The 25,448-nt window shown below is 39.6% G+C and carries 25 protein-coding genes; 17 read left to right on the forward strand and 8 right to left on the reverse strand.

Features of this window, described 5'->3' with window-relative positions:
• The first annotated feature begins 36 nt into the window (after positions 1-36).
• Together IGK96_RS00560 and IGK96_RS00565 are read left to right on the forward strand one after the other, a co-directional pair.
• Positions 37-1,002: an ornithine cyclodeaminase family protein gene (locus IGK96_RS00560; protein ID WP_010707965.1), complete on the forward strand. Its 966-nt coding sequence runs from the start codon at positions 37-39 to the stop codon at positions 1,000-1,002.
• Position 1,003: 1 nt separating this feature from the next.
• A complete protein-coding gene (locus tag IGK96_RS00565) occupies positions 1,004-1,792 on the forward strand; it encodes a PhzF family phenazine biosynthesis protein (RefSeq protein WP_071646519.1) in 789 nt (262 codons plus the stop codon).
• Between the two features lie 48 nt (positions 1,793-1,840).
• Here IGK96_RS00565 and IGK96_RS00570 read toward each other — a convergent pair whose 3' ends face one another.
• The 6 genes from IGK96_RS00570 to coaA form a co-directional block, all read right to left on the reverse strand.
• On the reverse strand, positions 1,841-2,386 hold the full coding sequence (locus IGK96_RS00570) for an ATP:cob(I)alamin adenosyltransferase (protein WP_002385445.1): 546 nt from the start codon (positions 2,384-2,386) through the stop codon (positions 1,841-1,843).
• A 166-nt stretch (positions 2,387-2,552) separates the two neighbouring features.
• Positions 2,553-2,930 carry a hypothetical protein gene (locus IGK96_RS00575; RefSeq protein ID WP_002367622.1) on the reverse strand — a complete coding sequence of 126 codons (378 nt, stop codon included), beginning with the start codon at positions 2,928-2,930 and terminating at the stop codon, positions 2,553-2,555.
• A 9-nt stretch (positions 2,931-2,939) separates the two neighbouring features.
• Positions 2,940-4,808, reverse strand: coding sequence for a C39 family peptidase (locus tag IGK96_RS00580; protein WP_085443134.1), 1,869 nt, complete (start codon positions 4,806-4,808; stop codon positions 2,940-2,942).
• A gap of 102 nt (positions 4,809-4,910) precedes the next feature.
• Entirely contained in the window at positions 4,911-5,240 is a 330-nt protein-coding gene (locus IGK96_RS00585; protein ID WP_025188903.1) for a hypothetical protein, read from the reverse strand.
• A 138-nt stretch (positions 5,241-5,378) separates the two neighbouring features.
• Positions 5,379-6,941, reverse strand: coding sequence for a glutamine-hydrolyzing GMP synthase (gene guaA / locus IGK96_RS00590; RefSeq protein ID WP_438755742.1), 1,563 nt, complete (start codon positions 6,939-6,941; stop codon positions 5,379-5,381).
• A 311-nt stretch (positions 6,942-7,252) separates the two neighbouring features.
• Positions 7,253-8,176, reverse strand: coding sequence for a type I pantothenate kinase (gene coaA, locus IGK96_RS00595; protein ID WP_002356160.1), 924 nt, complete (start codon positions 8,174-8,176; stop codon positions 7,253-7,255).
• Positions 8,177-8,330: 154 nt separating this feature from the next.
• Between coaA and IGK96_RS00600 the strand changes: the two genes are divergently transcribed.
• The gene (locus IGK96_RS00600; protein ID WP_002356161.1) at positions 8,331-8,918 is read left to right on the forward strand and encodes an SGNH/GDSL hydrolase family protein; all 588 of its coding nucleotides are present in this window, start codon (positions 8,331-8,333) and stop codon (positions 8,916-8,918) included.
• 14 nt (positions 8,919-8,932) lie between these two features.
• Positions 8,933-9,541 carry a class I SAM-dependent methyltransferase gene (locus IGK96_RS00605; protein WP_071646521.1) on the forward strand — a complete coding sequence of 203 codons (609 nt, stop codon included), beginning with the start codon at positions 8,933-8,935 and terminating at the stop codon, positions 9,539-9,541.
• A gap of 32 nt (positions 9,542-9,573) precedes the next feature.
• On the opposite strand, the gene add is transcribed toward IGK96_RS00605, so the two are convergent.
• Positions 9,574-10,605, reverse strand: coding sequence for an adenosine deaminase (add, locus tag IGK96_RS00610; protein WP_438755743.1), 1,032 nt, complete (start codon positions 10,603-10,605; stop codon positions 9,574-9,576).
• Between the two features lie 141 nt (positions 10,606-10,746).
• Here add and IGK96_RS00615 point away from each other — a divergent pair, with 141 nt between their 5' ends.
• The 13 genes from IGK96_RS00615 to deoD all read left to right on the forward strand — a co-directional run bounded on the left by IGK96_RS00615 (position 10,747) and on the right by deoD (position 24,378).
• Positions 10,747-11,754, forward strand: coding sequence for a substrate-binding domain-containing protein (locus tag IGK96_RS00615; protein ID WP_002356164.1), 1,008 nt, complete (start codon positions 10,747-10,749; stop codon positions 11,752-11,754).
• Positions 11,755-11,894: 140 nt separating this feature from the next.
• On the forward strand, positions 11,895-13,196 hold the full coding sequence (locus IGK96_RS00620; RefSeq protein WP_002356165.1) for a pyrimidine-nucleoside phosphorylase: 1,302 nt from the start codon (positions 11,895-11,897) through the stop codon (positions 13,194-13,196).
• Positions 13,197-13,223: 27 nt separating this feature from the next.
• Positions 13,224-13,886 carry a deoxyribose-phosphate aldolase gene (deoC, locus tag IGK96_RS00625; protein WP_002356166.1) on the forward strand — a complete coding sequence of 221 codons (663 nt, stop codon included), beginning with the start codon at positions 13,224-13,226 and terminating at the stop codon, positions 13,884-13,886.
• Positions 13,855-14,319 (forward strand): cytidine deaminase, encoded by a 465-nt coding sequence (locus tag IGK96_RS00630; RefSeq protein WP_002387503.1) that lies wholly within the window; start codon positions 13,855-13,857, stop codon positions 14,317-14,319. Before deoC ends, IGK96_RS00630 begins: the two co-directional genes overlap by 32 nt.
• Before the next feature lie 95 nt (positions 14,320-14,414).
• Positions 14,415-15,488: a BMP family lipoprotein gene (locus IGK96_RS00635; RefSeq protein WP_033625258.1), complete on the forward strand. Its 1,074-nt coding sequence runs from the start codon at positions 14,415-14,417 to the stop codon at positions 15,486-15,488.
• A gap of 53 nt (positions 15,489-15,541) precedes the next feature.
• Positions 15,542-16,627, forward strand: a complete 1,086-nt coding sequence (locus tag IGK96_RS00640; protein WP_002356169.1) for a BMP family lipoprotein — start codon at positions 15,542-15,544, stop codon at positions 16,625-16,627.
• Positions 16,628-16,832: 205 nt separating this feature from the next.
• Entirely contained in the window at positions 16,833-18,401 is a 1,569-nt protein-coding gene (locus tag IGK96_RS00645) for an ABC transporter ATP-binding protein (RefSeq protein ID WP_002383844.1), read from the forward strand.
• The gene (locus IGK96_RS00650) at positions 18,394-19,527 is read left to right on the forward strand and encodes an ABC transporter permease (RefSeq protein WP_002356171.1); all 1,134 of its coding nucleotides are present in this window, start codon (positions 18,394-18,396) and stop codon (positions 19,525-19,527) included. Before IGK96_RS00645 ends, IGK96_RS00650 begins: the two co-directional genes overlap by 8 nt.
• Positions 19,527-20,480, forward strand: a complete 954-nt coding sequence (locus IGK96_RS00655; protein WP_002356172.1) for an ABC transporter permease — start codon at positions 19,527-19,529, stop codon at positions 20,478-20,480. Before IGK96_RS00650 ends, IGK96_RS00655 begins: the two co-directional genes overlap by 1 nt.
• 275 nt (positions 20,481-20,755) lie before the next feature.
• A complete protein-coding gene (locus IGK96_RS00660) occupies positions 20,756-21,349 on the forward strand; it encodes a TMEM175 family protein (RefSeq protein WP_002367631.1) in 594 nt (197 codons plus the stop codon).
• A gap of 301 nt (positions 21,350-21,650) precedes the next feature.
• Positions 21,651-22,817: a phosphopentomutase gene (gene deoB / locus IGK96_RS00665; protein WP_002387505.1), complete on the forward strand. Its 1,167-nt coding sequence runs from the start codon at positions 21,651-21,653 to the stop codon at positions 22,815-22,817.
• A 16-nt stretch (positions 22,818-22,833) separates the two neighbouring features.
• A complete protein-coding gene (locus IGK96_RS00670) occupies positions 22,834-23,652 on the forward strand; it encodes a purine-nucleoside phosphorylase (RefSeq protein ID WP_002356180.1) in 819 nt (272 codons plus the stop codon).
• An 18-nt stretch (positions 23,653-23,670) separates the two neighbouring features.
• Positions 23,671-24,378, forward strand: coding sequence for a purine-nucleoside phosphorylase (gene deoD / locus IGK96_RS00675; protein ID WP_002356181.1), 708 nt, complete (start codon positions 23,671-23,673; stop codon positions 24,376-24,378).
• A gap of 39 nt (positions 24,379-24,417) precedes the next feature.
• On the opposite strand, the gene IGK96_RS00680 is transcribed toward deoD, so the two are convergent.
• Entirely contained in the window at positions 24,418-25,356 is a 939-nt protein-coding gene (locus IGK96_RS00680; protein ID WP_002361532.1) for an iron-hydroxamate ABC transporter substrate-binding protein, read from the reverse strand.
• Between the last annotated feature and the right edge of the window lie 92 nt (positions 25,357-25,448).

The raw sequence follows: 25,448 nt of genomic DNA on the forward strand, positions 1-25,448 counted from the left end.
TGTCTGGTTTATGATAGCGCAAAGGGAGGAATTCAGATGGACATTATTTCTTATGAGAGGGTCATTCAACAATTGTCGTTTTCCGAAGCAATTCAAGTGATGAAACGTTGCTTTGCAGAGTTGCAAAAAGGAAAAATTTCGCAAAGTGAGCGCCATGTAGAGGTTTTACCAGATGGGGAAAATCAGAATCTTTTTGCATTAATGCCTGCTTACTTAGGAAAAAATCGCTTTTTTGGGGCAAAAATCATTACAGCTTTTCCAGAAAATCCACAAAAAAATTTGGCCTCACATCTTGGTCAAATTTTATTGTTTGATAGTTCTACTGGAAGACCAGTTGCGATGATGGACGCCAATGCGATTACGTGGCTTCGCACAGCAGCTGTTTCTGCTTTGGCAACCGATTATTTAGCAGCTCCAGAGGCAAAAAGTATCGCTTTGATTGGTGCAGGTCAACAAGCTTCGTCTCATCTCGCAGCGCTACAAAGCGTTCGGGCGATTGAAAAGGTTTTTATATATGACCGAACAGCAGAACGCGCACGAAAATTAATCGCTAAGCAACAGCACAATTACCCCGCATGTACCTTTATTGGTTGTTCTTCTGTCCAAGAAGCCGTCCAGGAAGCGGAAATTATCTGTACACTAACTTCCAGTCAGGACGCATTTTTAGAAGAAAAAGACGTTTTGCCGAATGCCCATATTAATGCAATTGGTACATTCACGCCGACTTCCAGAGAATTAACAAGCGACCTTGTTAAAAACAGTCAAGTGTTTGTAGATGAGTATGCGGCTGCATTAAAAGAAAGCGGGGATCTTTTAATTCCGATTTCAGAAGGTGCCTTTTCAGCTGAAAAAATTGTAGGTTCTCTCGGCGAATTAGTGACTGGCAAAGTTAAACTAAAGGCGGAGCAGAAAGGTCGCACGATTTTTGATGCGGTTGGCTTAGCAGTTGAGGATTTGTGTTGCGCGGAATACATTTATCAAAAAATACAAGGAGAGAATTAAAATGAGTTATCCCTATTATATTGTCGATGCTTTTGCGGAGGAAGTTTTTAAAGGCAATCCCGCAGCTGTTTATGTTTTGGAAAAGTGGTTGCCAGAAGCGGTGATGCAAAACATTGCGATTGAAAATAATTTGTCAGAGACTGCTTTTACGGTCAAGGAGGGACAAAGTTACGCCCTGCGCTGGTTTACGCCGGAACGAGAAATCGATCTCTGTGGACATGCTACATTAGCGACGGCTTTTGTGTTATTTAACTATTATTCCGTTGCGGAAGAAACGCTTCATTTTACTAGTCAAAGTGGACCGCTCGCAGTGACCAAAAAAGAGGAATACTATTATCTAGATTTTCCTTATATCCTACCGGAAAGGATTCCAATTTTGCCAGAGTATGAAGCCGCTTTAGGCGTGAAAATTTATGAAGCGTATTTAGGCCGCGATTTATTTTTTGTCTTAAAAGACGAAGAGACAGTGGCAAAAATCACACCAGATTTTTCTGCATTAAAAGCATTGGATTTAGGAGTAGGAGTCATTGTAACGGCATCAGGAGACTCGGTGGATTTTGTTTCACGAACTTTTTTCCCGAAACTAAGAATTAACGAAGATCCAGTTTGTGGTTCTGCGCACGCCAATTTAATTCCTTATTGGGGAAAACGGCTCAATCAAACGACCCTTTCGGCCTATCAAGTGTCCTCAAGAGGCGGCTTTTTAACTTGTGAAGTGAAAGAAGATCGAGTCATTATTGGTGGTACTGCTAAACTATTTGCAAAAGGGGAAGCGTACTTACCTGTATAAAAAGTACACCGACCGCTAGCAATTCGTCGTTAGCGGTCGGTGTACTTTTTAAATAGAATAGTTGCGAGAAACAAAGGGGACTTCTTCACCATTTTCGAGCTGATTTAGATACAAAGCTAACATGAAAAAGTAACCTGAGAGTAAGTTGACTACATCATACAGCTGCGGATCAATTTTTTTACCACCATAGTCCATGCGATAAAGTAAACGAACAATATCTTTGGCTTTGGCTCTTAAAATGTGTGCATAAGAGGAACAGATTGTGCCCATCGGTAAAACAAAAGGACGATTTTCTTCGTATGTCAGTTCATTCATAGCATTGACACGTTCCAAAAGCCAGGCTATTTCTTCCTCTGTGACTGTTAATTTTGTTCGGGTCGTTGGATTGACATGGTAGATTAACTCGCAAATTTTGGCTAGTTCTTCTGTTAGTGCAGGCTGTTCAGGGACGTCTAATTGTTGCACATATCCTCGTAGAAGACCTGTCATCGAGGCCAATTCATCAGTCATTAATTCAAAATCACATCGTAAATCTTCTGGTTTAGAAGATAGATACGGGTACGCTTCATACGGACTGCGGTACATTTTTTCCATTCAATTTCCCTACTTTCTAAAAATAAAAAGCCCTCAAAAAGAATGCACGAAAGCCAATCTTTTTGAGCGCCGTTGCTCGACTGTTCATAGTACACCATTGTACTTGCTAAGGTAATCATAGCCAAGAGTGAAGGGAGAGTCAAGGGGGAATCAATATGAGATAACTCTATTGATTTATTTTTTGTTTAATATAATCAATGACATCTTTCTTTTGTTCTTTAGCCTCTGATATATATTCCTTTAGTTCTTTATCCGTAATTGTTGAACTGTTAATTCCTTGTTCATACAATTGTCGTCTAGTTTTTGAAACATCATCTGTTGGATTCAATTCTCTATTCTTTAAATTCTCGGTTGTTTCAATTGTTATAGATGATGTAGAAGTTGGTGTTGTGTCCGGATTACTACTATCTTTTTTAGAAGACTGGGTAGTTTGCTGTTTAGTTGATACTTCAGTAGATGAAGAATCTCTATTTTTTTCCACAGTATTATTACTACATGCCGTTAAAAATAAGGCTAACAATAGTACAATAAGTTTTTTTTTCATTATATCCTCCTATAAAATAACGAAACATGGTCGGCCTTCTGTCCAATCAATTGGATCATTTGACGGGGTATTCCAAAGTGCTTGTGTTGACACCCAACCTGAGTAAAACTGGCGACCATACGGATCATAGGTTAAAGTGTAACCATTTTTGTACTCATGAACGACAATAGCATGTCCAATCCCAACATTTTGATATAAAATAACGGGATATCCTTCAGAAAGATAGGCGTTTAATGTAGGTACATCATTAATAACTTTGATCGAACGGCCATATGATTGAGCTGTTATCACTAAATCAGTTGCAGAAGCGCCAAAGTATCTTTGATTTAACCCGCCATAAGAAGCCATTCTTGTTGCAACACTGACAGGATTTACATTATAACCGTAAGAGCCTCTTAAAATCATAGATAAACTTGTTGGAACACATCCTGCTGCGCCAATGGTATAGTTTCCGATATAAGTATTAATCCATTGTGGGTCACGTTGAGAATAATAATAAGGTTTTTTCTTTAATCTTTCTGCACGTAATCTGTTTGCTATCTCTGCTGGTGTGCGAGCTTCATCGCCAACTAAAAAAGCTTTTCCAGATCCTTTAGGAGCCGCTTCACCCTTTCTAACTATTTTGATTTGAATAGCTTCCAATCGTTTAGATGCAGATTGACTCCCAGATGGTGCACCATTAGCTGCCCAATTCAACCAACCTTTATCTTGGATATGAACACGGTAATAGACATCATAATATCTGGAAACATCTCCAGATAGGTTTATTTTAATCGCTTCCAAACGTAATTTTTTCCCACTAGTACCAGATAACTCACCATTTTTTTTCTTTTCTTGCCAACCAATACTTTGAACATGTGTCGAATATTCTATATTTCCGGCTAAAGCAGCATCACTAAGATTGATTTTAATCGCTTCTAATCGTAGTTTTTTTCCACTAGTACCAGCGCTTTCACCATTTCTAACAAACCCTTGCCATCCGATTTCTTGCACGTGTGTTTGATAATTGACATTTGGTTTGATTTCATCTGGACGTTTTGCTTCATTTCCAATTAAAAAGGCTTTTCCATTTCCTTCAGGTGCCGCTTCGCCCTTCTTCACTAATTTAATTTGAATGGCTTCTAATCTTTTAGCGGCGCTTTGACTACCTGCGGACTCACTGTTTTTTGCCCAATTCAACCAACCTTTATCTTCTATATGCACACGATAATAAACATCATATGCGTTAGCTATTTCTCCAGTTAAGCGAATTTGAATCGCTTCGAGCCGCAAAGACTTTCCGCTTGTACCAGACAATTGATTATCTTTCACATATCCTTGCCACCCAATTTCTTGGACATGTGTTCTATATTCTACAGATCCAGCCAAATCTGAATTTGAAATATTCATTTTAATTCCTTCAAGACGTAAAGAGTGTCTGCTAGTCCCAGAAATTTCCCCGTTTTTGACAACCCCTTGCCATCCGATGTCTTGGATATGCGTCTGATAATTAATATCAGGAACTTTTTCTTCTGCTTTTGCCGGTGCTACAGGTATGTCCTCATTACTTTGTGATGTTTCCAAAGTAGTTTCAGTATCGTCGTTACTATTTTCTGTATCATTAACAGTTGTTACTTCTGATGTAGAAACTTCAGTGGTGGAATCGGAGGTTGAGGAAGTGGAAGTTGTTTCTGTTTCCTCTTGAGAATTTATGATGCTTGGATTCATTTCTTCAGTGACACCGCTACTCATTTGTTGCTCCGTTAGAGATGTTTCTGAAGCCACCGTTTCTTCAGTAGTTCCCTTAGAGCGTTCCAAAGCGTAAGCAGAAATAGGGGTAACGAGAAATCCCGACAATAAAACCGCTAACATAGAACTAGTTATAACACTTTTTTTCATTAATTTACTCCTTCATAGCTTATTTATTATTTATAGTATACGACAACGTCAAAGGCCAAACAAGAACGTCTTGTTTTTATAAGAACAATAGTGAAAAAGTGTCTATAAAATGACTGAAAAAATTACTAGAAGTAAACCAATCAATAAACTGACAAGCCCAGAGATTTGACCCAATCGTTGTTGGGCAGAAGAAGGTTGATCGGTAACAGTGAGTAAACTTGAGAAAAAGTTCATTTTTTTCACGAGTATTAAATACGCAACAATAAGCAAAAGAATACCCGAAAAAAGGTACGAAAGGGGCTCAGAAATAAATTTTTGGGCACGAAGTAAAAAAATTCCTATGAAGAGGACAACAAAACCATACTTAAGAAAAGTTGCTTTTGACATGTTGAAATCGCTTCCTTTTAATTGATGAATTTTATTAATAGCCACTATTCTTATGATTAAATTATAGGACTTTGAGGGCGGTGGAGCAAAGGAAAAATGGAGAATGGTGGGAGGGAAGTGTGATAACACAAAAGAAAACCCGCTAGAAACACCTATAAAATAGGTTTTCTAGCGGGTTGATTGTTATTCCCACTCCACAGTTGCAGGTGGTTTTGAAGTAATATCGTACACGATACGGTTTACATGTGCAACTTCGTTCACGATGCGCACAGAGATTTTTTGTAAAACATCCCAAGGGATACGGGCAAAGTCAGCGGTCATGCCGTCGATAGAAGTCACAGCACGGATACCGACTGTGTAATCGTAGGTACGGCCATCGCCCATAACGCCTACTGAGCGGATGCCAGGTAAGACAGTAAAGTACTGCCAAATGTCACGATCTAAGCCAGCTGCTGCGATTTCTTCACGTAGGATAGCATCTGAATCACGAACGATTTGTAATTTATCTTCTGTAATTTCACCAAGCACACGAATACCTAATCCTGGTCCTGGGAATGGTTGGCGCCAAACGATTGCATCAGGCATGCCAAGTTCAGTTCCTAAGGCACGAACTTCGTCTTTGAATAATGTATTTAAAGGTTCAATTAATTCAAATTGCATGTCTTCAGGAAGACCACCAACGTTGTGATGTGATTTAATTGTTTGCGCAGTTTCTGTACCAGATTCGATGACGTCTGTGTAAAGAGTTCCTTGTGCTAGGAATGAAACGCCTTCTTCCCCAGCAAGTTTAGTTGCTTCGTCATCAAAAACATACACAAATTCGTTACCGATGATTTTACGTTTTTGTTCAGGGTCAGAAACGCTTGCTAATTTGCTTAAGAAGCGTTCTTTCGCATCTACTTTAATAATGTTTAAGCCAAATTTACCGCCTAAACTTTCCATTACTTGCTCTGCTTCACCTTTACGTAATAATCCATGGTCAACGAAGATACAAGTTAATTGGTCGCCAATGGCTTTTTGTAAAAGTACGCCGACAACACTTGAGTCAACGCCACCTGATAAACCAAGTAAGACTTTTTTATCGCCTACTTGTTCACGGATTTTAGCGACTTCCATATCGATGAAGTTTTCCATGCTCCAGTCACCAGTACAGCCACAAACATCAAAAGCAAAGTGACGTAATAAGTCGTTACCATATTCTGAATGACGAACTTCTGGGTGAAATTGTACGCCGTAGAATTTGCGGTTGGCATCTTCGATAGAAGCGATTGGACAATCGTTGCTTGTCCCAACTTTTTCGAATCCAGGAGCGATTTCTGTTACTAAATCACCGTGGCTCATCCAAACGGTTTGTTTCGCAGGTGTTCCTTGGAATAATGTCGCCTCACCAAGGATTTCTAATTCTGCTTTTCCGTATTCACGGTTTGCGGCAGGTTCTACTTTTCCGCCTAAGTTATGAGTCATTAATTGCATACCGTAGCAGATGCCAAGAATGGGAATTCCTAACTCATAAATTTCTGGATCAATGCTAAAAGCATCTTTGTCATACACGCTGTTTGGTCCACCTGAGAAGATGATTCCTTTAGGCGCGATTTTGCGAATTTCTTCTGCCGTAGTTCGGTGGCTTAATAACTCAGAGAATACGCCAAATTCACGAATACGACGAGTAATCAATTGGTTAAACTGACTACCAAAGTCTAAAACAATAATTTTTTCGACAGATGTCAAATCGGCAACGTTAGTCACGTCTATTACCCCTTATCCATTTAAATTTATCTAAAGAAAAGGCGGTTAAAAAGTGGTCAGCACCAAGAATTAAGAAAGGATTTTCAAAAATTGTTTTACGATTTTTAGAAAATTTGGGCTTAATTCCGCAGGGGCTACTTTTAAACAGCCGAGAATCAGGCGATTAAAAAGTGGTTCACTTTTGTTCCGTACTCTTCTTTGTCTAGCTATACTTATTAAAACATTTTACTCCTTGAAAGTCATGCATTCTGCTGAAAATTTTCAAGGATATTTCTACAAAAGATACAGGATATTTCTTAGCTCGTCAACCCTTAATATTTACGTAGATAGATTTGGTCAATCAAATGATTTTCCGTTTTATGCAAAATAATGTCCGCACGTCCGCGCGTTGGTAAGATATATTCCTCCAAGTTCGGTAAGTTCACGGTTTTCCAAACATTCCGTGCCATGGCGAAAGCATCTTCTCGTTTGCCAATTGCATATTGGTAATAATAATTATTAGGATCTAAGAAAGCCGTATCTAATAAGGCCCCAAAACGTTCTAGGTACCATTTTTCAATTAAGGCTGGATCGGCATCCACAAAAATAGAAAAATCAAAAAAATCACTCACATAAATTTGTTGATTGGCGGGTAACTGTAATGTGTTAATGCCTTCAACAATCAAAATATCTGGTTGTTGAATCAACTCATATTCGCCTTCGATAACATCGTAGACACTGTGAGAATAGACGGGTGCTTTAATTTCGTCTTTGCCGCTTTTGACTTCGTTTAAGAAATTAATTAGCTTCTCCATGTCATAACTTTCAGGAAAACCTTTTCGGTCCATAATTCCCTGTTCTTCTAACACTTTATTGGGATACAAAAACCCATCCGTTGTAATGAGTTGAACGTTTCTTCGTTTAAACGTTCGGGCCAGAATTCTTTGCAAAAGACGAGCGGTGGTGCTTTTACCAACGGCGACACTGCCGGCAATTCCAATGATGAATGGTGGTACAGAGACATATTCATGTAGGAATAATCCTTTGCTAAGTGTTAGCGATTCAAATTCTTTCATGTATAAATGAATAAGATGCGTTAAGGGTACATAAATTTCTTGTACATCTTTTAGTGAAATTTGGTCGTTCACACTTTTAATGTTATCCAATTCTGCTTCGGTTAACGGTGCTTTGCCGTCATGATAAAACCCATGCCATTCTTCTCTGGAAATTGGGTAGTAATTCATTTTATCGTCCATTGTTCCTCCACCAAACCCTGTTCAATCTTTGTACATTTTACCATAATTTCACAAGGGAAACACAGGATTTTACAAAAGAATTCCCTTCTTCGCCAATTTATGATGAAAATGGTATCATGAAAAGAGAAAACTGTTAGAAAAGAGGGGAAAAGCCATGAGAAAAATTGTATTATTTGGTGATAGCATTACTGCTGGTTATTTAGACGAAGCTGTCTCACCTGTTCTTGTTGACTTAGTAAAACGGGATATTGCTGCGATGGGTCTAGAAGAAGTGGCTGTTATTAATGCTGGAATGCCTGGCGATACAACAGAGGATGGTTTAAAACGATTAAATAAAGAAGTACTAATTGAGAAACCTGATGAAGTGGTGATTTTCTTTGGCGCCAATGATGCGTCACTGGATCGAAATATAACAGTAGCCACGTTTAGAGAAAACCTTGAAACAATGATTCACGAAATTGGTTCAGAAAAGGTGATTTTAATTACGCCACCATATGCGGATAGTGGCAGACGTCCAGAACGGCCACAAACGCGTATCAAGGAATTGGTCAAGGTTGCACAAGAAGTCGGAGCGGCACATAACCTGCCAGTTATTGATTTGTATAAAGCAATGACTGTTTATCCCGGAACGGATGAATTTTTACAAGCGGATGGTTTGCATTTTTCACAAGTGGGCTATGAATTATTAGGTGCCTTGATTGTTCGAGAAATAAAAGGTAGACTAAAACCAAAACAAGCATAGATAGGAAGAACAAAATGGCGAATCATTATTATACAGAAAATCCAGAATTAGCACATGATTTAGAAAGCTGGTCTTTTCCATTACGTGGTCGGACCTTTCAGTTTACGACCGATAGTGGGGTCTTCTCAAGAGGAACAGTGGATTATGGTTCTCGTGTGTTGATTGATGCCTTTGAATGGGAAAATTTACCAGCAGGCCGTTTGTTAGATGTTGGTTGTGGCTATGGACCAATTGGGTTGTCCTTAGCAGCGGAGACTGGTCGACTGGTGGAAATGGTGGATGTCAACCAACGGGCAGTTGGGCTAGCTCAAATGAACGCCCAACGCAACCAAATTACTACTGTGGATATCCATTCTTCCAATGTGTATGAAACCTTAAACGAAACGACCTACGCGGCGATTGTTAGCAATCCGCCCATTCGTGCAGGTAAAAAAGTTGTCCATGGCATTTTAACAGGGGCTTTTCCGTTGTTGAAAGTTGGTGGCACACTAACGGTGGTTATTCAAAAGAAACAAGGTGCACCTAGTGCAGAAAAGAAAATGGCTGAAGTATTTGGCAATGTTGAAATTGTGACAAAAGACAAAGGCTATTATATTTTACGAAGTGTTAAAAAAGCAGAGTAAAAAAGAACCGCCACTTTAGTGGCGGTTCTTTTTTAGAATAGATACGCTTGATCAATTTTTTGGTTCAACAGTTTTTTTTCGTCTGGTGATAAAAAAGCACCTGCAAGCGCATTTTTAGTGAGTTGCTTCATTTCATCATAACTTAATTGATACCAAGTGGCCAATTTCATGAATTCTTTCGTTAACGTAGTATCTGAAACAGTGCGATTATCGGTATTGATGCAGACGGCTAAGCCAGCCTCTATAAATTGTTGAAAAGGGTATTCAGCCAATGTTTTGACGGTGCCTGTTTGGAAGTTGCTAGTTGGACACATTTCTAAAAGAACCTTTTTTTCTTTTAAGAGCGCCAAATATTCGGGTGTATCTTTCAAAGCAATACCGTGACCAATCCGAGTAGCACCTAAAGTGACAGCATCAGCGACATTTTTGCCACAGCCGCATTCCCCAGCGTGGAGTGTTAATGGAATTGACAATTGGTTGGCTAAAGCTAATACGTCTTCAAATGTGTATGGAGGAAAATCGACTTCATTGCCAGCTAAATCAAAGCCGACAACGCCTGTCTCTCTGAAATCATGCGCTAAGTGAACGATTTTTTCTATGGCTTGTTGTTGATCATGCCGCATGCCGCATAACAGTGCATTGCTTTTTACACCAAAATCTTCTTCGCCTTGTTTTAAGCCAGTTAAAACAGCAGTCACGATTTCAGGTAACCGTAAGCCTTTTTCTGTATGTTGGGAAGGCGCAAAACGCACCTCTATGTAAGCCACGCCATCTTCGGCAGCTTGGCTAATCACGTCATACGCCGCTGCTTGCAAAGCTTCAGCTGTTTGTAGACAGGTTAGCACGAAGTCAAACCGAGTTAAATAATCATTCAAATCGGTGCATTTTTCAGGGGCAACCACTAACTCTTTCAAGGCTTGTTCGTCTTGGGGTAATGGAATGTTTTGTTTTTCAGTAATGGTGCGTAAAGTGGTTGGTCGAATCGACCCATCTAAGTGACAGTGCAGCTCGATTTTTGGTAATTGACGGACACGGGATTCTTCCATGAAAAAAATAGCCTCCATTTTCTTTTGTTTTTTAATCTTTTTAGTCTATTTCTTTTGTCTTTTTTTTGTTAAAATGTAAAAGATTCGATAAGTATTTTGAAGACTGTAACACGTCTACAAATGTCTGTCAATGCAAAAGGAGACGTTGGGAGGGGCGCGATGAAACTAACGATTAAAGAAATTGCTGATATGGCTGGTGTTTCTGTCACAACCGTCTCACAAATTCTGAATAATAAAGGGAGTCGTTTCAGTGAAAAAACCCGCAACAAGGTGTTGGCGGTAGTCGCTGAAAATCATTACAAACCAGATTACTTTGCTTCGAATGTAATCAACCGTCATTCCAAAACCATTGGTATGATTGTGCCAGATGTGACGGATTTCTTTTTCTCAAAAGTGATTGAAGGTGTGGAAACATATTTAAATTCGTTAGGCTACATGATTTTGTTATGCAATTCAAAGCATGATTCCGAACAAGCGATGCAATATGTTAGCGAGCTGATTCATCGGTCGGTAGATGGCATTATTTTTGCCACGCCGAATGTTTTGCCAGAAAATCATATTTTAAAAGACCGACGAGAACATCCGATTCCTGTCATTCTTGTCGATCGTGGGATTAATCCACGAGATAGTGGACGATTAATCGTTAAAGAGTACGAAGGTGCTTATCAAGCGGTCCATCATTTGATTCAACAAGGGCATCAGCATATTGGCATGTTGCGTGAAAGTGCCGGCTATTATCGTTTAACGGAACGAGTGACGGCGTATCAGCATGCGTTACAGGACAACAATTTACCTTTTCGTCCGCATTATGTTTGTGCTGGGGAATTGAACTTGCATGGCGGCTATGCTGCGGCAAAAGAAGTTTTGAAAAATGAAGAAATCACAGCAATTTTTTGTGGCAATGATGAAATGGCGATGGGAGCTTATCAAGCCATTGAAGAAGCGGGCAAGAAAATTCCTGACGATATTTCGGTGGTTGGTTTTGATGGCTTGGAAATTTCCGAATATTTGGTGCCGAGTTTAACAACCGTCTATCAGCCGAGTTTTGATATTGGCTATTATGCAGCAAAATTTTTGGTGGAAGCTATTGCAGATCCAACAGGGAAAGTTCCAAATAAAGTTTTTGATGCGACGTTTATTGCTAGAAAAAGCACAAAACCGATTTAAAAAACAGCTTAGAAATGGAATGTTCGTGTTGTTTGCGTTTTCACAAGAAAAAAATAATAGTAAACTGGTTTACTAAATGGTTTAAAGCTGAACGATTTTGTTGTATAATACATTATCGGGAAATCGGAGGGAACGAATTCATGAGAATGGTAGACATTATTGAAAAGAAACGTGACGGGCATCAACTAACAAGCGAAGAAATTCAATTTATTATCAACGGATACACAGATGGTTCAATTCCAGATTATCAGGTAAGTGCCTTTTTAATGGCTGTTTTTTACCAAGATATGACAGACGAAGAAATTACACAAATGACGTTAGCAATGGTCCATTCAGGCGAAATTGTGGATCTTTCTTCTATAGAAGGAATCAAAGTCGACAAGCATTCTACAGGTGGCGTAGGCGACACTACGACGCTTATTTTAGCGCCGTTAGTTGCTAGTGTCGGGGTCAATGTAGCAAAAATGTCTGGTCGTGGCTTAGGCTACACGGGCGGTACGTTGGATAAATTAGAAGCGATTCCTGGTTTTAAAGTTGAATTGACAGAAGAACGTTTTATTCAATTGGTGAACGATACAAAAGTGGCAGTGATTGGTCAGTCAGGTGATCTAGCACCAGCAGACAAAAAACTTTATGCGTTACGTGATGTGACCGCCACTGTTGACTCAATTCCATTAATTGCAAGTTCCATTATGAGTAAAAAAATTGCCGCAGGGGCAGATGCGATTGTCTTAGACGTGACTACTGGTGAAGGGGCCTTTATGAAAGACCTAGCAAGTGCTCGTCGATTAGCGGAAACAATGGTTCGCATTGGGAAACTGGCAAATCGCCAAACGATGGCAGTAATTTCAGACATGTCACAACCTTTAGGGGAGGCTATCGGAAATAGTTTAGAAATCGTTGAAGCAATCGAGACCTTGCAAGGAAATGGGCCAGAAGATTTAGTGGAGATGTGCTATGTCTTAGGAAGTCAGATGGTTGTTTTAGCTAAAAAAGCCGAGACGTTAGACGAAGCACGGGCTTTATTAGAAGAAGCATTAACAAGCGGTCGAGCGCTCGCAAAATTTAAAGAAATGATTGAAAATCAAGGCGGCGACAGTTCCGTTGTTGACCAGCCAGAAAAATTATTAACCGCAACTTATCAATTTGATTTACCTGCCAAAGAAACAGGCGTGGTACAAAAAATCGTTGCCAATGAAATTGGCGTTGCCGCAATGTTACTGGGCGCTGGTCGGGCTACGAAAGAAGATACGATTGATTTTGCAGTTGGCTTGAAACTTCACAAAAAAGTAGGGAGCCCAGTTGAAAAAGGCGAATCATTACTAACTATTTATGCCAATCGTGAAGACGTGACAGAAGTCGAACAATTGCTTTATAAAAACATTGAAATTGGACCAACCGGCGAAGAGCCTATTTTGATTCACGATATTATTACGGAATAAAACAATAAGAAAAGAGGAATTCTCATCATGGAATTAAACCGCATGATTGACCACACTATTTTGAAACCAGAAGCGACAGAAGCCGCTGTCCAAAAAATTATTGACGAAGCTAAGGAGTACAACTTCTTCTCTGTATGTATCAATCCTTGTTGGGTCGCTTTTGCTAGCGAGCAATTAGCTGATACCGACGTCGCTGTGTGTACCGTTATTGGCTTTCCTTTGGGGGCGAATACACCAGAAGTTAAAGCATACGAAGCAGCTGATGCAATTAAAAATGGTGCGAATGAAGTGGATATGGTGATTAATATTGGTGCATTAAAATCACAACAATACGATTACGTACGTCAAGACATTCAAGGCGTAGTAGATGCAGCCAAAGGAAAAGCGTTAGTCAAAGTGATTATTGAAACAGCATTATTAACAGACGAAGAAAAAGTTAAAGCTTGTGAATTAGCCAAAGAAGCAGGTGCCGATTTCGTTAAAACATCTACTGGCTTCTCAACAGGCGGTGCTAAAGTAGCAGACATTCGTTTAATGCGTGAGACAGTTGGTCCTGACATGGGCGTTAAGGCTTCTGGTGGCGTGCATAATGCAGAAGAAGCGTTAGCAATGATTGAAGCGGGGGCAACACGCATCGGTGCAAGTACGGGTGTAGCAATTGTTTCTGGCGCAACTGGCGAAGGGTATTAATTCGTATTTCAAATTAAACGAAGGTGTGGCGAAAAAGATGACAGTAAAACAAGAATGGCTTGATTGTGCCGTAGAAGCATTGGCACACGCCTATGTACCGTATTCTAACTTTCCTGTGGGCGCTTGCTTAGTGACTGCAGACGGGAAAATGTATCAAGGAGTCAACATTGAAAATGCCTCCTTTGGTTTAACAAATTGTGCAGAAAGAACGGCGATTTTTAAAGCCATTTCAGAAGATGAACGGACCTTCCAACATTTAGTTGTAGCAGGTAATACAGAGGCACCCATTTCTCCATGTGGCGCTTGTCGTCAAGTAATGGCTGAATTCTTTGATCCACAAATGCCAGTCACGCTAGTTGGTAAAGATGGCGCGACTAAAACAATGACAGTTGAGGCATTATTGCCCTATTCATTTACAGATAAAGATTTTTAAAAAAAGGACATAAGGTTTCGTTGGGCTCAAAGTAGATTTCAATAGCATAAATGCGAATGAAATAATAGATAAAATAGTAGGGGGCTTTTCGGAAAGTGAAACAAGCAAAATTTTTAGGTCTAGGATTGGCGGCAGTTGCCTTAACCATTGGGTTAGCTGCATGTGGTGGCAATAGCAAAAAGAACGCCGACACAAAAGGTGATCCACAACATAGTGTCGTAATGGTCACAGATACAGCCGGCATTGATGACAAATCTTTTAACCAATCTGCGTGGGAAGGAATGCAAGAGTGGGGCAAAGAGCACAAACTTCCAGAAGGACCTCAAGGGTATGCGTATATTCAATCAAATGAAGCATCTGATTATACATCAAACATTGACCAAGCCATTTCAAGTCAATTTAAAACGATTTTTGGCATTGGGTATTTACTAAAAAATGCAGTAGTAGATGCAGCGGACGCCAACCCAGAAACGAATTTCGTTCTAATCGACGATACAGTTAATGGGAAAAACAACGTCGCTTCTGCAACATTTAGAGATAATGAATCTGCGTATTTAGCAGGTGTGGCAGCAGCTAACACTACGAAAACCAACAAAGTAGGATTTATCGGCGGGGTTGAAGGACCTGTTATTGGCCGTTTCCAAGCTGGTTTTGAAAAAGGTGTAGCAGATGCTGGCAAAAAATTAGGAAAAGATATTCAAATTACGTCTACTTATGCAGGGACATTTGCAGACGCTTCAAAAGGACGGGCCTTAGCTTCTTCTATGTATCAAGCAGGTGCCGACATTATTTATCACGCAGCGGCGACTACAGGACAAGGAATCTTCCAAGAAGCCAAAGCGCTAAATGAAACAGGTTCAAAAGATAAAGTTTGGGTGATTGGTGTTGACCGTGACCAAAACGAAGACGGTAAATATACAACCAAAGATGGCAAGGATGATAACTTAACGTTAGCTTCAACCATTAAAGGGGTAAATATTGCTGTGAAAAAAATCTCTGATCTTGCATTAGAAGATAAATTCCCTGGCGGCGAACATTTAACTTATGGATTGAAAGATGGCGGTGTTGATTTAACAACAGAAGCCCTAAGCGATCAAGCCAAAACGGCAGTTAAAGAAGCCAAAGAACAAATCATCTCTGGTGACGTAAAAGTCCCAGACCAACCTTAGAAACAACTTAGTTGTTTAAATACATTAAACTATTTTTAGGAGGCTTTACAGAAATGAAAAAAGCAAAATTATTCGGTTTTAGTTTGATTGCATTAGGTTTATCAGTTTCACTTGCAGCATGTGGTGGTGGCAAAGGCAAAACCGCTGAAAGCGGCGGTGGCAAAGGGGATGCAGCGCATAGTGCTGTAATCATTACAGATACAGGCGGCGTGGATGACAAGTCGTTCAACCAATCTTCTTGGGAAGGATTGCAAGCTTGGGGTAAAGAACATGATTTACCAGAAGGTTCAAAAGGGTATGCATATATTCAATCGAATGATGCAGCTGACTATACAACAAATATTGACCAAGCGGTATCAAGTAAATTCAACACAATCTTTGGTATTGGCTACTTGCTAAAAGATGCAATTTCTTCTGCAGCAGATGCCAACCCTGATACAAACTTTGTTTTAATCGATGATCAAATCGATGGCAAAAAGAATGTCGTTTCTGCAACATTTAGAGATAATGAAGCAGCTTACTTAGCCGGTGTTGCTGCTGCAAACGAAACAAAAACGAACAAAGTCGGTTTTGTTGGTGGTGAAGAAGGGGTCGTAATTGACCGTTTCCAAGCTGGTTTTGAAAAAGGTGTGGCTGATGCTGCGAAAGAATTAGGTAAAGAAATTACTGTTGATACAAAATATGCGGCTTCATTTGCTGATCCTGCCAAAGGGAAAGCTTTAGCTGCTGCAATGTACCAAAACGGCGTTGATATCATCTTCCATGCTTCTGGTGCGACTGGACAAGGGGTCTTCCAAGAAGCAAAAGACTTGAATGAATCAGGTTCTGGCGACAAAGTTTGGGTAATCGGTGTTGACCGCGATCAAGATGCTGATGGCAAGTACAAAACAAAAGACGGCAAAGAAGACAACTTCACGTTAACTTCAACGCTTAAAGGTGTCGGCACAGCGGTTCAAGATATTGCCAACCGTGCGTTAGAAGACAAATTCCCTGGTGGCGAACATTTAGTTTATGGATTAAAAGATGGTGGCGTTGACTTAACAGACGGCTATTTAAACGACAAAACAAAAGAAGCTGTTAAAACAGCAAAAGATAAAGTAATCTCAGGTGACGTAAAAGTCCCAGAAAAACCAGAATAATTTAAGCTCCTAAATGAAAAAAGAAGGGCTCATTATTGTTCCTTCTAAAAATGAAGTGGTCCTTGGCAGCGACGGCTGCCAAGGAAACCCTTTATGATGTTTGGATTTTTAACTAAATAGTTGAGGTTCTTCAACTACTTAGTTAAGGGTCAAAATTACCCTCTAAAGTATTGCCAATATAATTTTGTTAGGAAGTGAATAGACCTTGTCTCAAGAAGAAAACGTAATTGAGATGCGTAAAATCACCAAAGAATTTGGGACGTTCAAAGCCAACGACCAAATTGATTTACAAGTAAAACCTGGTGAAATCCACGCACTGCTAGGTGAAAATGGTGCAGGCAAGTCGACCTTGATGAATATCTTATCAGGGCTATTGGAACCGACCTCAGGTGAGATTTATATGAATGGCGAAAAAGTCAACATTACAAGTCCTACTGCAGCCAATCGTTTAGGAATCGGAATGGTCCATCAGCATTTTATGTTAGTTGAAGCCTTTACTGTGACTGAAAATATTATCTTAGGTAGTGAACCTACCCATGGCGGTATTTTAGACCGGAAAAAAGCGAAAAAAGAGATTGAAGAAGTGTCTAAGCAATACGGGTTGGATGTAAATCCCAATGCCTATATTCGCGATATTTCTGTGGGTATGCAACAACGGGTTGAAATTTTAAAGACCTTATATCGCGGGGCGAACGTTTTAATTTTTGACGAACCAACCGCAGTATTAACGCCACAAGAAATTGATGAATTAATGATTATTTTGAAAGAACTAACCGATGAAGGCAAATCGATCATTTTAATTACACATAAGTTAGATGAAATTAAAAAAGTGGCGGACCGTTGTACGGTCATTCGCCGGGGGCAAAGTATTGGCACCGTCAATGTGAAAGACGTTTCTTCGCAACAGTTAGCCGATATGATGGTGGGCCGTTCTGTTTCTTTCAAAACAGAGAAAAAACCAGCGCAACCGAAAGAAACAATTTTATCAATTAAAGATTTAGTAGTGAAAGAAAGCCGCGGCTTAGATGCGGTGAAAAATCTTAGCTTAGATGTCCGAGCAGGGGAAGTTGTTGGGATTGCGGGGATTGATGGCAATGGACAAACAGAATTAATCCAAGCCTTAGCAGGATTAACGAAAGTCGAAAAAGGCTCCATTCATTTGAATGAAAAAGAGATTACTAATCGCAAACCTAGGGAAATTACGGAAATGGGTGTCGCCCACGTTCCTGAAGACCGACATAAATATGGTTTGGTATTAGAGATGACATTGGCTGAAAATATTGGCCTACAAACGTATTACCAAAAACCATACAGTTCAACAGGTATTTTAAACTATCGAATGATTAACAAACATGCCCGTGAATTAATTGAAGAATATGATGTACGGACTCCTAATGAATTAGTACCAGCTCGGGCGCTTTCAGGTGGGAATCAGCAAAAAGCGATTATTGCCCGAGAAGTTGACCGCGATCCAGATTTGTTGATTGTTTCTCAACCAACACGCGGTTTAGATGTCGGAGCTATTGAATACATTCATCGTCGACTAATTGAACAAAGAGATAAAAATAAAGCTGTTTTATTAGTAAGTTTTGAATTAGACGAAATTTTAAACGTTTCTGATCGTATCGCTGTTATTCATGCGGGGGAAATCGTCGGAATTGTTGATCCGAAAGAAACGACAGAAAATGAATTGGGCTTGTTAATGGCTGGCTACTCATTGGAAGAAGCCCGTGCTGAGTTATCAAAAGTAGAGGCAGGTGAAACTGTTGAATAATCGTTCTGAAAAAATAAGAAATATTTTAGTCCCTGTGTTATCTGTTATTATGGGTTTCCTCTTAGGGGCAATTATTATGGTTATCTTTGGCTATGACCCAGTGGCTGGGTATCAAGCGATGTTTGAAACAGCTTTCCAAGGAAAGAAAAGTATTGGTGAGATTTTTGTCACCGCAGCACCGTTGATTTTTACCGCTTTAGGATTCTCGGTGGCAAATTCGGCTGGATTCTTTAATATCGGGCTTTCTGGACAAGCCTTATGTGGTTGGGTGGCTAGTATTTGGGTCGCTTTATCCATGCCTGATGCCCCCCGGATGATTGCGTTGCCGGTGGCGATTATTGTTGGGGCAGTTGCAGGAGCTTTAGCAGCAGCCATTCCAGGTTTCTTGCGTGCCTATTTTGGGACGAGTGAAGTTATTGTTACGATTATGTTGAATTATATTTTATTATACACAGGAAATCATATTGCTAATAATGTCATGAAACCAAGTATTATGGCGAATAAAGGGATTACCAAAATGATTGGTGCGAATGCATCATTACGCTCACCGTTTTTAACAAGTATCAGTGATGGCTCTCGTTTGAACATCGGCATTTTCTTGGCCTTCATTTTCCTTATTCTTGTGTGGTTCTTGATGAAAAAAACAACGCTTGGTTTTGAAATTCGGTCGGTGGGGTTAAACCCATTTGCTTCTGAATATGCTGGAATGAGCAGCAAGCGAACGATTATTTTATCCATGATGATTTCAGGAACGCTGGCTGGTTTAGGTGGTGCGGTCCAAGGATTGGGGACTTTCCAAAACTTCTTTATTCAAAACACATCGTTGAGCATTGGGTTCGATGGTATGGCCGTGTCTCTATTAGGAGCAGGTAGCTCAATCGGGATTTTACTTTCCGCATTACTGTTTGGAATGTTAAAACTTGGTGGACAAGGAATGCCGTTGATAGCTGGTGTACCAACCGAATTAGTTGATGTTGTTATTGCAGCAATTATTTTCTTTGTGGGAATTAGTTATTTAATTCGTTTCTTGTTAGCGAAAGCGTCTGGTAGTAAAAAAGAAGTAGCGATTGTAGAAACAATTGAAGCGGCGCCAGACAAAAACAATCAAGAGGGGGGAGACATCTAATGGATTTAGCAACAATTTCCTCAATCATCACGCAAACATTAGTGTATGCAACTCCGCTCATCTTGACAGCATTAGGCGGAACGTTCTCAGAACGAAGTGGTGTGGTTAACGTTGGTTTGGAAGGTATTATGGTAATGGGCGCTTTCAGTTCGGTCGTTTTTAACTTGACGTTTGCTGATACATTTGGCGCGGCGACACCATGGATTGCTTGTTTAGTAGGAGGCGTTGTCGGGATTGTCTTTTCTCTCTTACATGCCGTTGCAACTATTAACTTACGAGCAGATCATATTATCAGTGGTACTGTCATTAACTTGATGGCACCGGCGCTAGGGGTTTTCCTAGTAAAAGTTATTTATCAAAAAGGACAAACAGATATGATTACACAATCATTTGGTTATTTTTCTTTCCCAGGATTGTCAAAAATTCCAGTGATTGGTGAACTATTCTTTGCAAAAACCTCTTTGCCAGCTTTCGTAGCAATTTTGATTGCGATTTTAGCTTGGTTTGTCATTTATAAAACACGTTTTGGCTTACGGTTACGTTCTGTGGGAGAACATCCACAAGCGGCAGATACATTGGGAATTAATGTCTACTTAATGCGTTATTCTGGCGTCTTGCTATCCGGCTTCTTAGGCGGTATGGGCGGAGCTGTCTTTGCTCAAAGTATTGCGGGTCGTTTTGGGATTACCACAATTGCAGGACAAGGGTTTATTTCAATGGCCGCAATGATCTTTGGTAAATGGAATCCACTTGGGGCAATGGGCGCAGCCTTATTCTTTGGTTTTGCACAAAACTTAAGTATTGCTGGGGAAAACTTACCAATTATTTCAGAAATTCCAAAAGTTTATCTACAAGCAGCACCATACGTATTGACCATTTTAGTCCTAGTTGTGTTCTTCGGAAAATCATCGGGACCAAAAGCGAACGGGAAAAATTACGTCAAAACGAAATAAGAAAAGAAATAGGCCCTCCGTCAAAGCGACGGGGGGCCATTTCTTTTCTTAGGATAATCAGTTGAACACAAGCGACATTAGGTACTGCTTCACTGCAAAAAAGCGAGTTGATAAAGGTAACTTTTCTTTTTTCTTTTGGCTGTTTTTTACAATTCGAAGGAAGTGTCGAAATTTTGAAAAAAACCAACAAGTCTAGCAGCTTTTTTTTCAAAAATCGTTGGTTTTTCTGCTATACTTTTGTTTGTAGTAAGAATAGGAAAAGTGGAGGACGTTCAATGAATAAAACACGTGTAGAAGCATTTAGTGATGCAGTCATTGCCATCATCATGACCATCATGATTTTAGAAATTAAGACTCCTCAAGTGGGTGTTTTGGCAGGTTTGATAGAAAATATCCCATATTTTTTATCGTTTATTGTCAGTTTTATTTTTATCTGTATCGCTTGGTACAATCATCATTACATAATGTCCGTAACTCATTGGTTTTCTAAAAAAGCGTTTTGGGCAAATAATTTTTGGTTATTCTCCATGGCCTTCATTCCGGTAGCAACTGCTTGGGTGAGTGAATTTTGGTGGATGCGGGCACCTGTTTATTTTTATCTTGTTGTGTATACGGTTTGGGATTTTGCCTACTTCTTGCTAACAAGGATCATTTATGAAGACAATGTAGTGAAAGATCCACAAGGTGCAGCTAAGTTAAGAAAATCGAAATCTTATAGTAAGGCAACAAAAATCATTCATCTTTGTCTTTTCGCAATCGGATATATCGGCATTTATTTTTATCCGCCCATTGGCATTGGTGTGATTTTATCAGAAGCGGTTATCTGGTATTTAAATGTGCCAAAAGAGGGAGACCGCTTGGAGTGTTAAAAGTTTCGATTGTATAAAGAGTCGTGTTCTTTTTAAAGAGCAGGCTATTCGAAAAAAACAATAAAAAAGTTTCCTAATTACGGTGGGAGACTTTTTTTCTTTCAATTTTTAAGCCCTGCTAAAATCGAAGGAATCAGTGAAAATTTTAATGCTCTTTCAGGCAATAATAGCGGATTCATGGTATAATTGAAGAGCTGAGAATAAATAGATTATTCTGTTTGATTCTCGAGACTATTTAAAAGGCTAGCGTAAAATAATTGTCATTCTTGACGTATTTACGACCTTAGAGGAGGAAGCAAGTGTGTTTAAACGTGTTCATTTAATCGTACTAGATTCAGTCGGTATTGGTGAAGCACCAGATGCTGAAAAATTTGGAGATGTCGGCAGTGATACACTGGGTCATATTGCCAAAGAAGCGGGACTAACCATTCCTCATTTAGAAAAACTTGGATTGGGAACTATTGCTCCTTTAACAGGTGTCAAAGCAGTGGCAGACCACGATGGCTATGCCACCAAATTAGAAGAAATTTCTGTTGGAAAAGATACTATGACCGGTCACTGGGAAATTATGGGCTTGAACATCAAAAAACCTTTTCGGGTATTCCCAAACGGCTTTCCTGAAGAATTACTGAAACAAATTGAAGATTTTTCTGGGCGAAAAGTTGTTTGTAACAAACCATATAGCGGGACAGCAGTCATTGATGATTATGGCGAACATCAAATGAAAACAGGGGATCTAATTGTTTATACTTCAGCAGACCCTGTTTTACAAATTGCGGCGCATGAAGACATTATTCCATTAGAAGAATTGTATAAAATTTGTCAATATGTTCGTGACATTACGAAAGACGAACCTTATATGATTGGTCGGATTATCGCCCGCCCGTATGTTGGTGAACCAGGTAATTTCACTCGAACCAGTAACCGTCATGACTATGCTTTAGATCCTTTTGGCCATACTGTTTTAGATTCGTTGAAAGAAAACGGTAATGATGTGATTGCTGTTGGGAAAATTAACGACATCTTTAATGGACAAGGAATTACTGAAGCTATTCGCACGAAGAGCAATATGGATGGGGTGGATCAATTATTAACAGTCATGAACAAAGAGTTTACAGGTTTAAGTTTTACTAACTTAGTGGATTTCGATGCGCTGTATGGCCACCGTCGTGATGTGAAGGGCTATGCAAAAGCCATCGAAGATTTTGACGGTCGTTTGCCAGAGATTATGGCAGCTATGGCCGAAGATGATTTGCTTTTAATTACAGCAGATCACGGGAATGACCCAACTTTCCCAGGAACAGACCACACACGTGAATATGTGCCTTTATTGGCTTATAGTAAAAAAATGACAAAACAAGGCAGCTTGCCACAAGGATTTTATTCAGATATTTCAGCAACGATTGCTGAAAACTTTGAAGTTCCTGCAACGGAAAACGGTCAAAGCTTTTTAAATCAATTACAATAATTCGAGGAGGCAACACATGACAACGTTAACGAATCATTTAAACGAAACAACTGAGTTTTTGAAAGAAAAAGGGGTGCAACAAGCAGACTTCGGTCTAATCTTAGGTTCTGGGTTAGGTGAATTAGCTAATGAAATAACCGATGCGATTGCTATTCCTTTCTCTGAAATTCCCCATTTTTCTGTTTCAACAGTCGTTGGACATGCTGGACAATTAGTTTACGGAACGCTTTCTGGAAAAAAAGTTTTGGCGATGCAAGGACGTTTTCATTATTATGAAGGACATTCGATGCAAACGGTCACTTATCCCGTTCGTGTGATGGCTGCTTTAGGCATTCATTCAATGATTGTAACCAACGCAGCTGGTGGCGTAAATGAAACATATACACCGGGGAATTTGATGTTAATCAATGACCACATTAATTTTACAGGCGATAATCCGTTAATTGGTGAAAATGATGAAGAAATCGGGCCGCGTTTTCCAGATATGAGTCATGCTTACACGCAAGAATATCGGGAAGTGGCAAAAAAAGTGGCTGCGGAACAAAATATTGATTTAAAAGAAGGCGTGTATATGGGCTTTTCTGGCCCGACATATGAAACGCCTGCAGAAATTCGGATGTCACGGACGATGGGTGCGGATGCAGTTGGCATGTCAACTGTTTCGGAGGTCATTGTAGCTGTGCATAGTGGCATGAAAGTACTAGGCATCTCTTGTATTACGAATTTAGCAGCTGGTATGCAAAGTAGCTTAAATCATGCAGAAGTAGTTGAAACAACTGAACGCGTTAAAGGACAATTCAAAGAGTTAGTGAAAGCAACACTAGCAGCTTTATAAAAAAAGGAGTAAACCAGAATGAGTGTGCATATCGAAGCAAAACCAGGTGAAATTGCCGATAAAATTTTACTACCAGGGGATCCCCTCAGAGCAAAATATATTGCGGAAACTTTTTTAGAGAATCCTGTCTGCTATAATCAAGTTCGTGGAATGTTAGGTTACACAGGAACATATAAGGGACAGCGTGTTTCGGTCCAAGGAACAGGGATGGGGATGCCTTCAGCAGGTATTTATGCCCATGAGTTAATTAACTCTTACAATGTGAAGAAGTTAATTCGTGTTGGTACGTGTGGTTCTATTTCAGAAAAAGTCAACGTTCGTGAATTAGTTATCGCACAAGCAGCAGCGACACCTTCTTCCGCGATTCGCAATGATTTTCCTAAATATGATTTTCCACAAATTGCGAGCTTTGATCTTTTACTCAAATCTTACGAAATTGCTAAAGCAAAAGGCTTTACTACCCATGTTGGTAACGTATTGTCAGATGATGTTTTTTACAAAGATAGCTTAGATGATGTCTTTCGTTTAGGTCGATACGGGGTATTAGCGATTGAAATGGAAGCGGCAATGTTATATTATTTAGCAGCAAAATTTGATGTAGAAGCATTGGCGATTATGACGGTGAGTGATAGCTTGGTGACAGGTGAAGAAACAACGGCAGAAGAACGCCAAACAACGTTTAATGAAATGATTGAAGTTGGTTTAGAAACGGCAATTGCTAATTAAAAAAATGCTTGGATGATTATTTTCATCCAAGCATTTTTTTTAATTTAAGAGCGCTTTTTTTACATCTTCAACAATTTGGGTATTCGCAATAGGTCCGTTGTATAACCAACTACTTTTTTTATCATAGGTATGAACTTGGTTATTTTTCACAGCAGGTAAGTTCTTCCAAATTGCTTCTTGGAAAAGAGGTGCTGATTCATCGCTGTTTACAAGGAAAATGTGGTCTGCGTCAAGCTCAGCTAATTTTTCTAAAGAAACTTGATTCCAATCCGCAGTAGCGTTTTTAGAAATTTCTTCCACTAATTTTGGAACTTGGAGGCCTAAGTCCTGATAGAGCACGGTTCCGCTTGAGCGATTATCGCTAACCATAAAGACTTGGTTGTTGGTTACCCATAAGACTGCCGCAGATTTGCCAGCATCTTTTTTGCCAAGATCTTCTTGGACGCCTTTGGTTAAGGTATCATAATCTTCTAACACTTTTTTCGCTTGTTCTTTTTTATCTAAAACAGTGGCAATATCTTCCAATTGATCACGCCAGGTGACATTTTCGCCGTTTTTGACTACATAAGTTGGCGCAATTTTACTGTATTCTTTGTATTTACCGCCTTCAACTAGAGCAGATGAACTGATTAATAATAAGTCAGGTTCAAATTTTAGAACCGCTTCATATGGTAAGTCATAGGAAATAGTGGGGACATCTTTCAATTCTTTCGCTAAATAATCTTGAATGCTGCCTTGTCCAACTGTCCATTGTGCCACTGGTTTTTCTCCTAATGCAACTAGATAATCTTCTAAATAACTCGCAATAATCCGTTTGGGTTTCGCAGGGACGGTTACTTTATTGCCTAAGGTATCTGTTACTTCATGTGTCTTGTCAGCGTTATTGGCTTCTTTATTCGTATTACCACAAGCTGCGAGTAAGAATGAACCAAGAAGAAGGGTTGTACCAATTAGGACCGTCTTTTTTAAAAGTTTCATTGTGTAACTCCTTTATTTTTAGTTGATAACGATTCTCATTATCAGTTAAAAACGACCGTTTGTCAATCATCGCTTGCTTTTTTGAGCAAATA

Origin of the sequence: Enterococcus sp. DIV0682 (genome assembly GCF_051712685.1) — a bacterium.
Taxonomy (GTDB): domain Bacteria; phylum Bacillota; class Bacilli; order Lactobacillales; family Enterococcaceae; genus Enterococcus; species Enterococcus faecalis.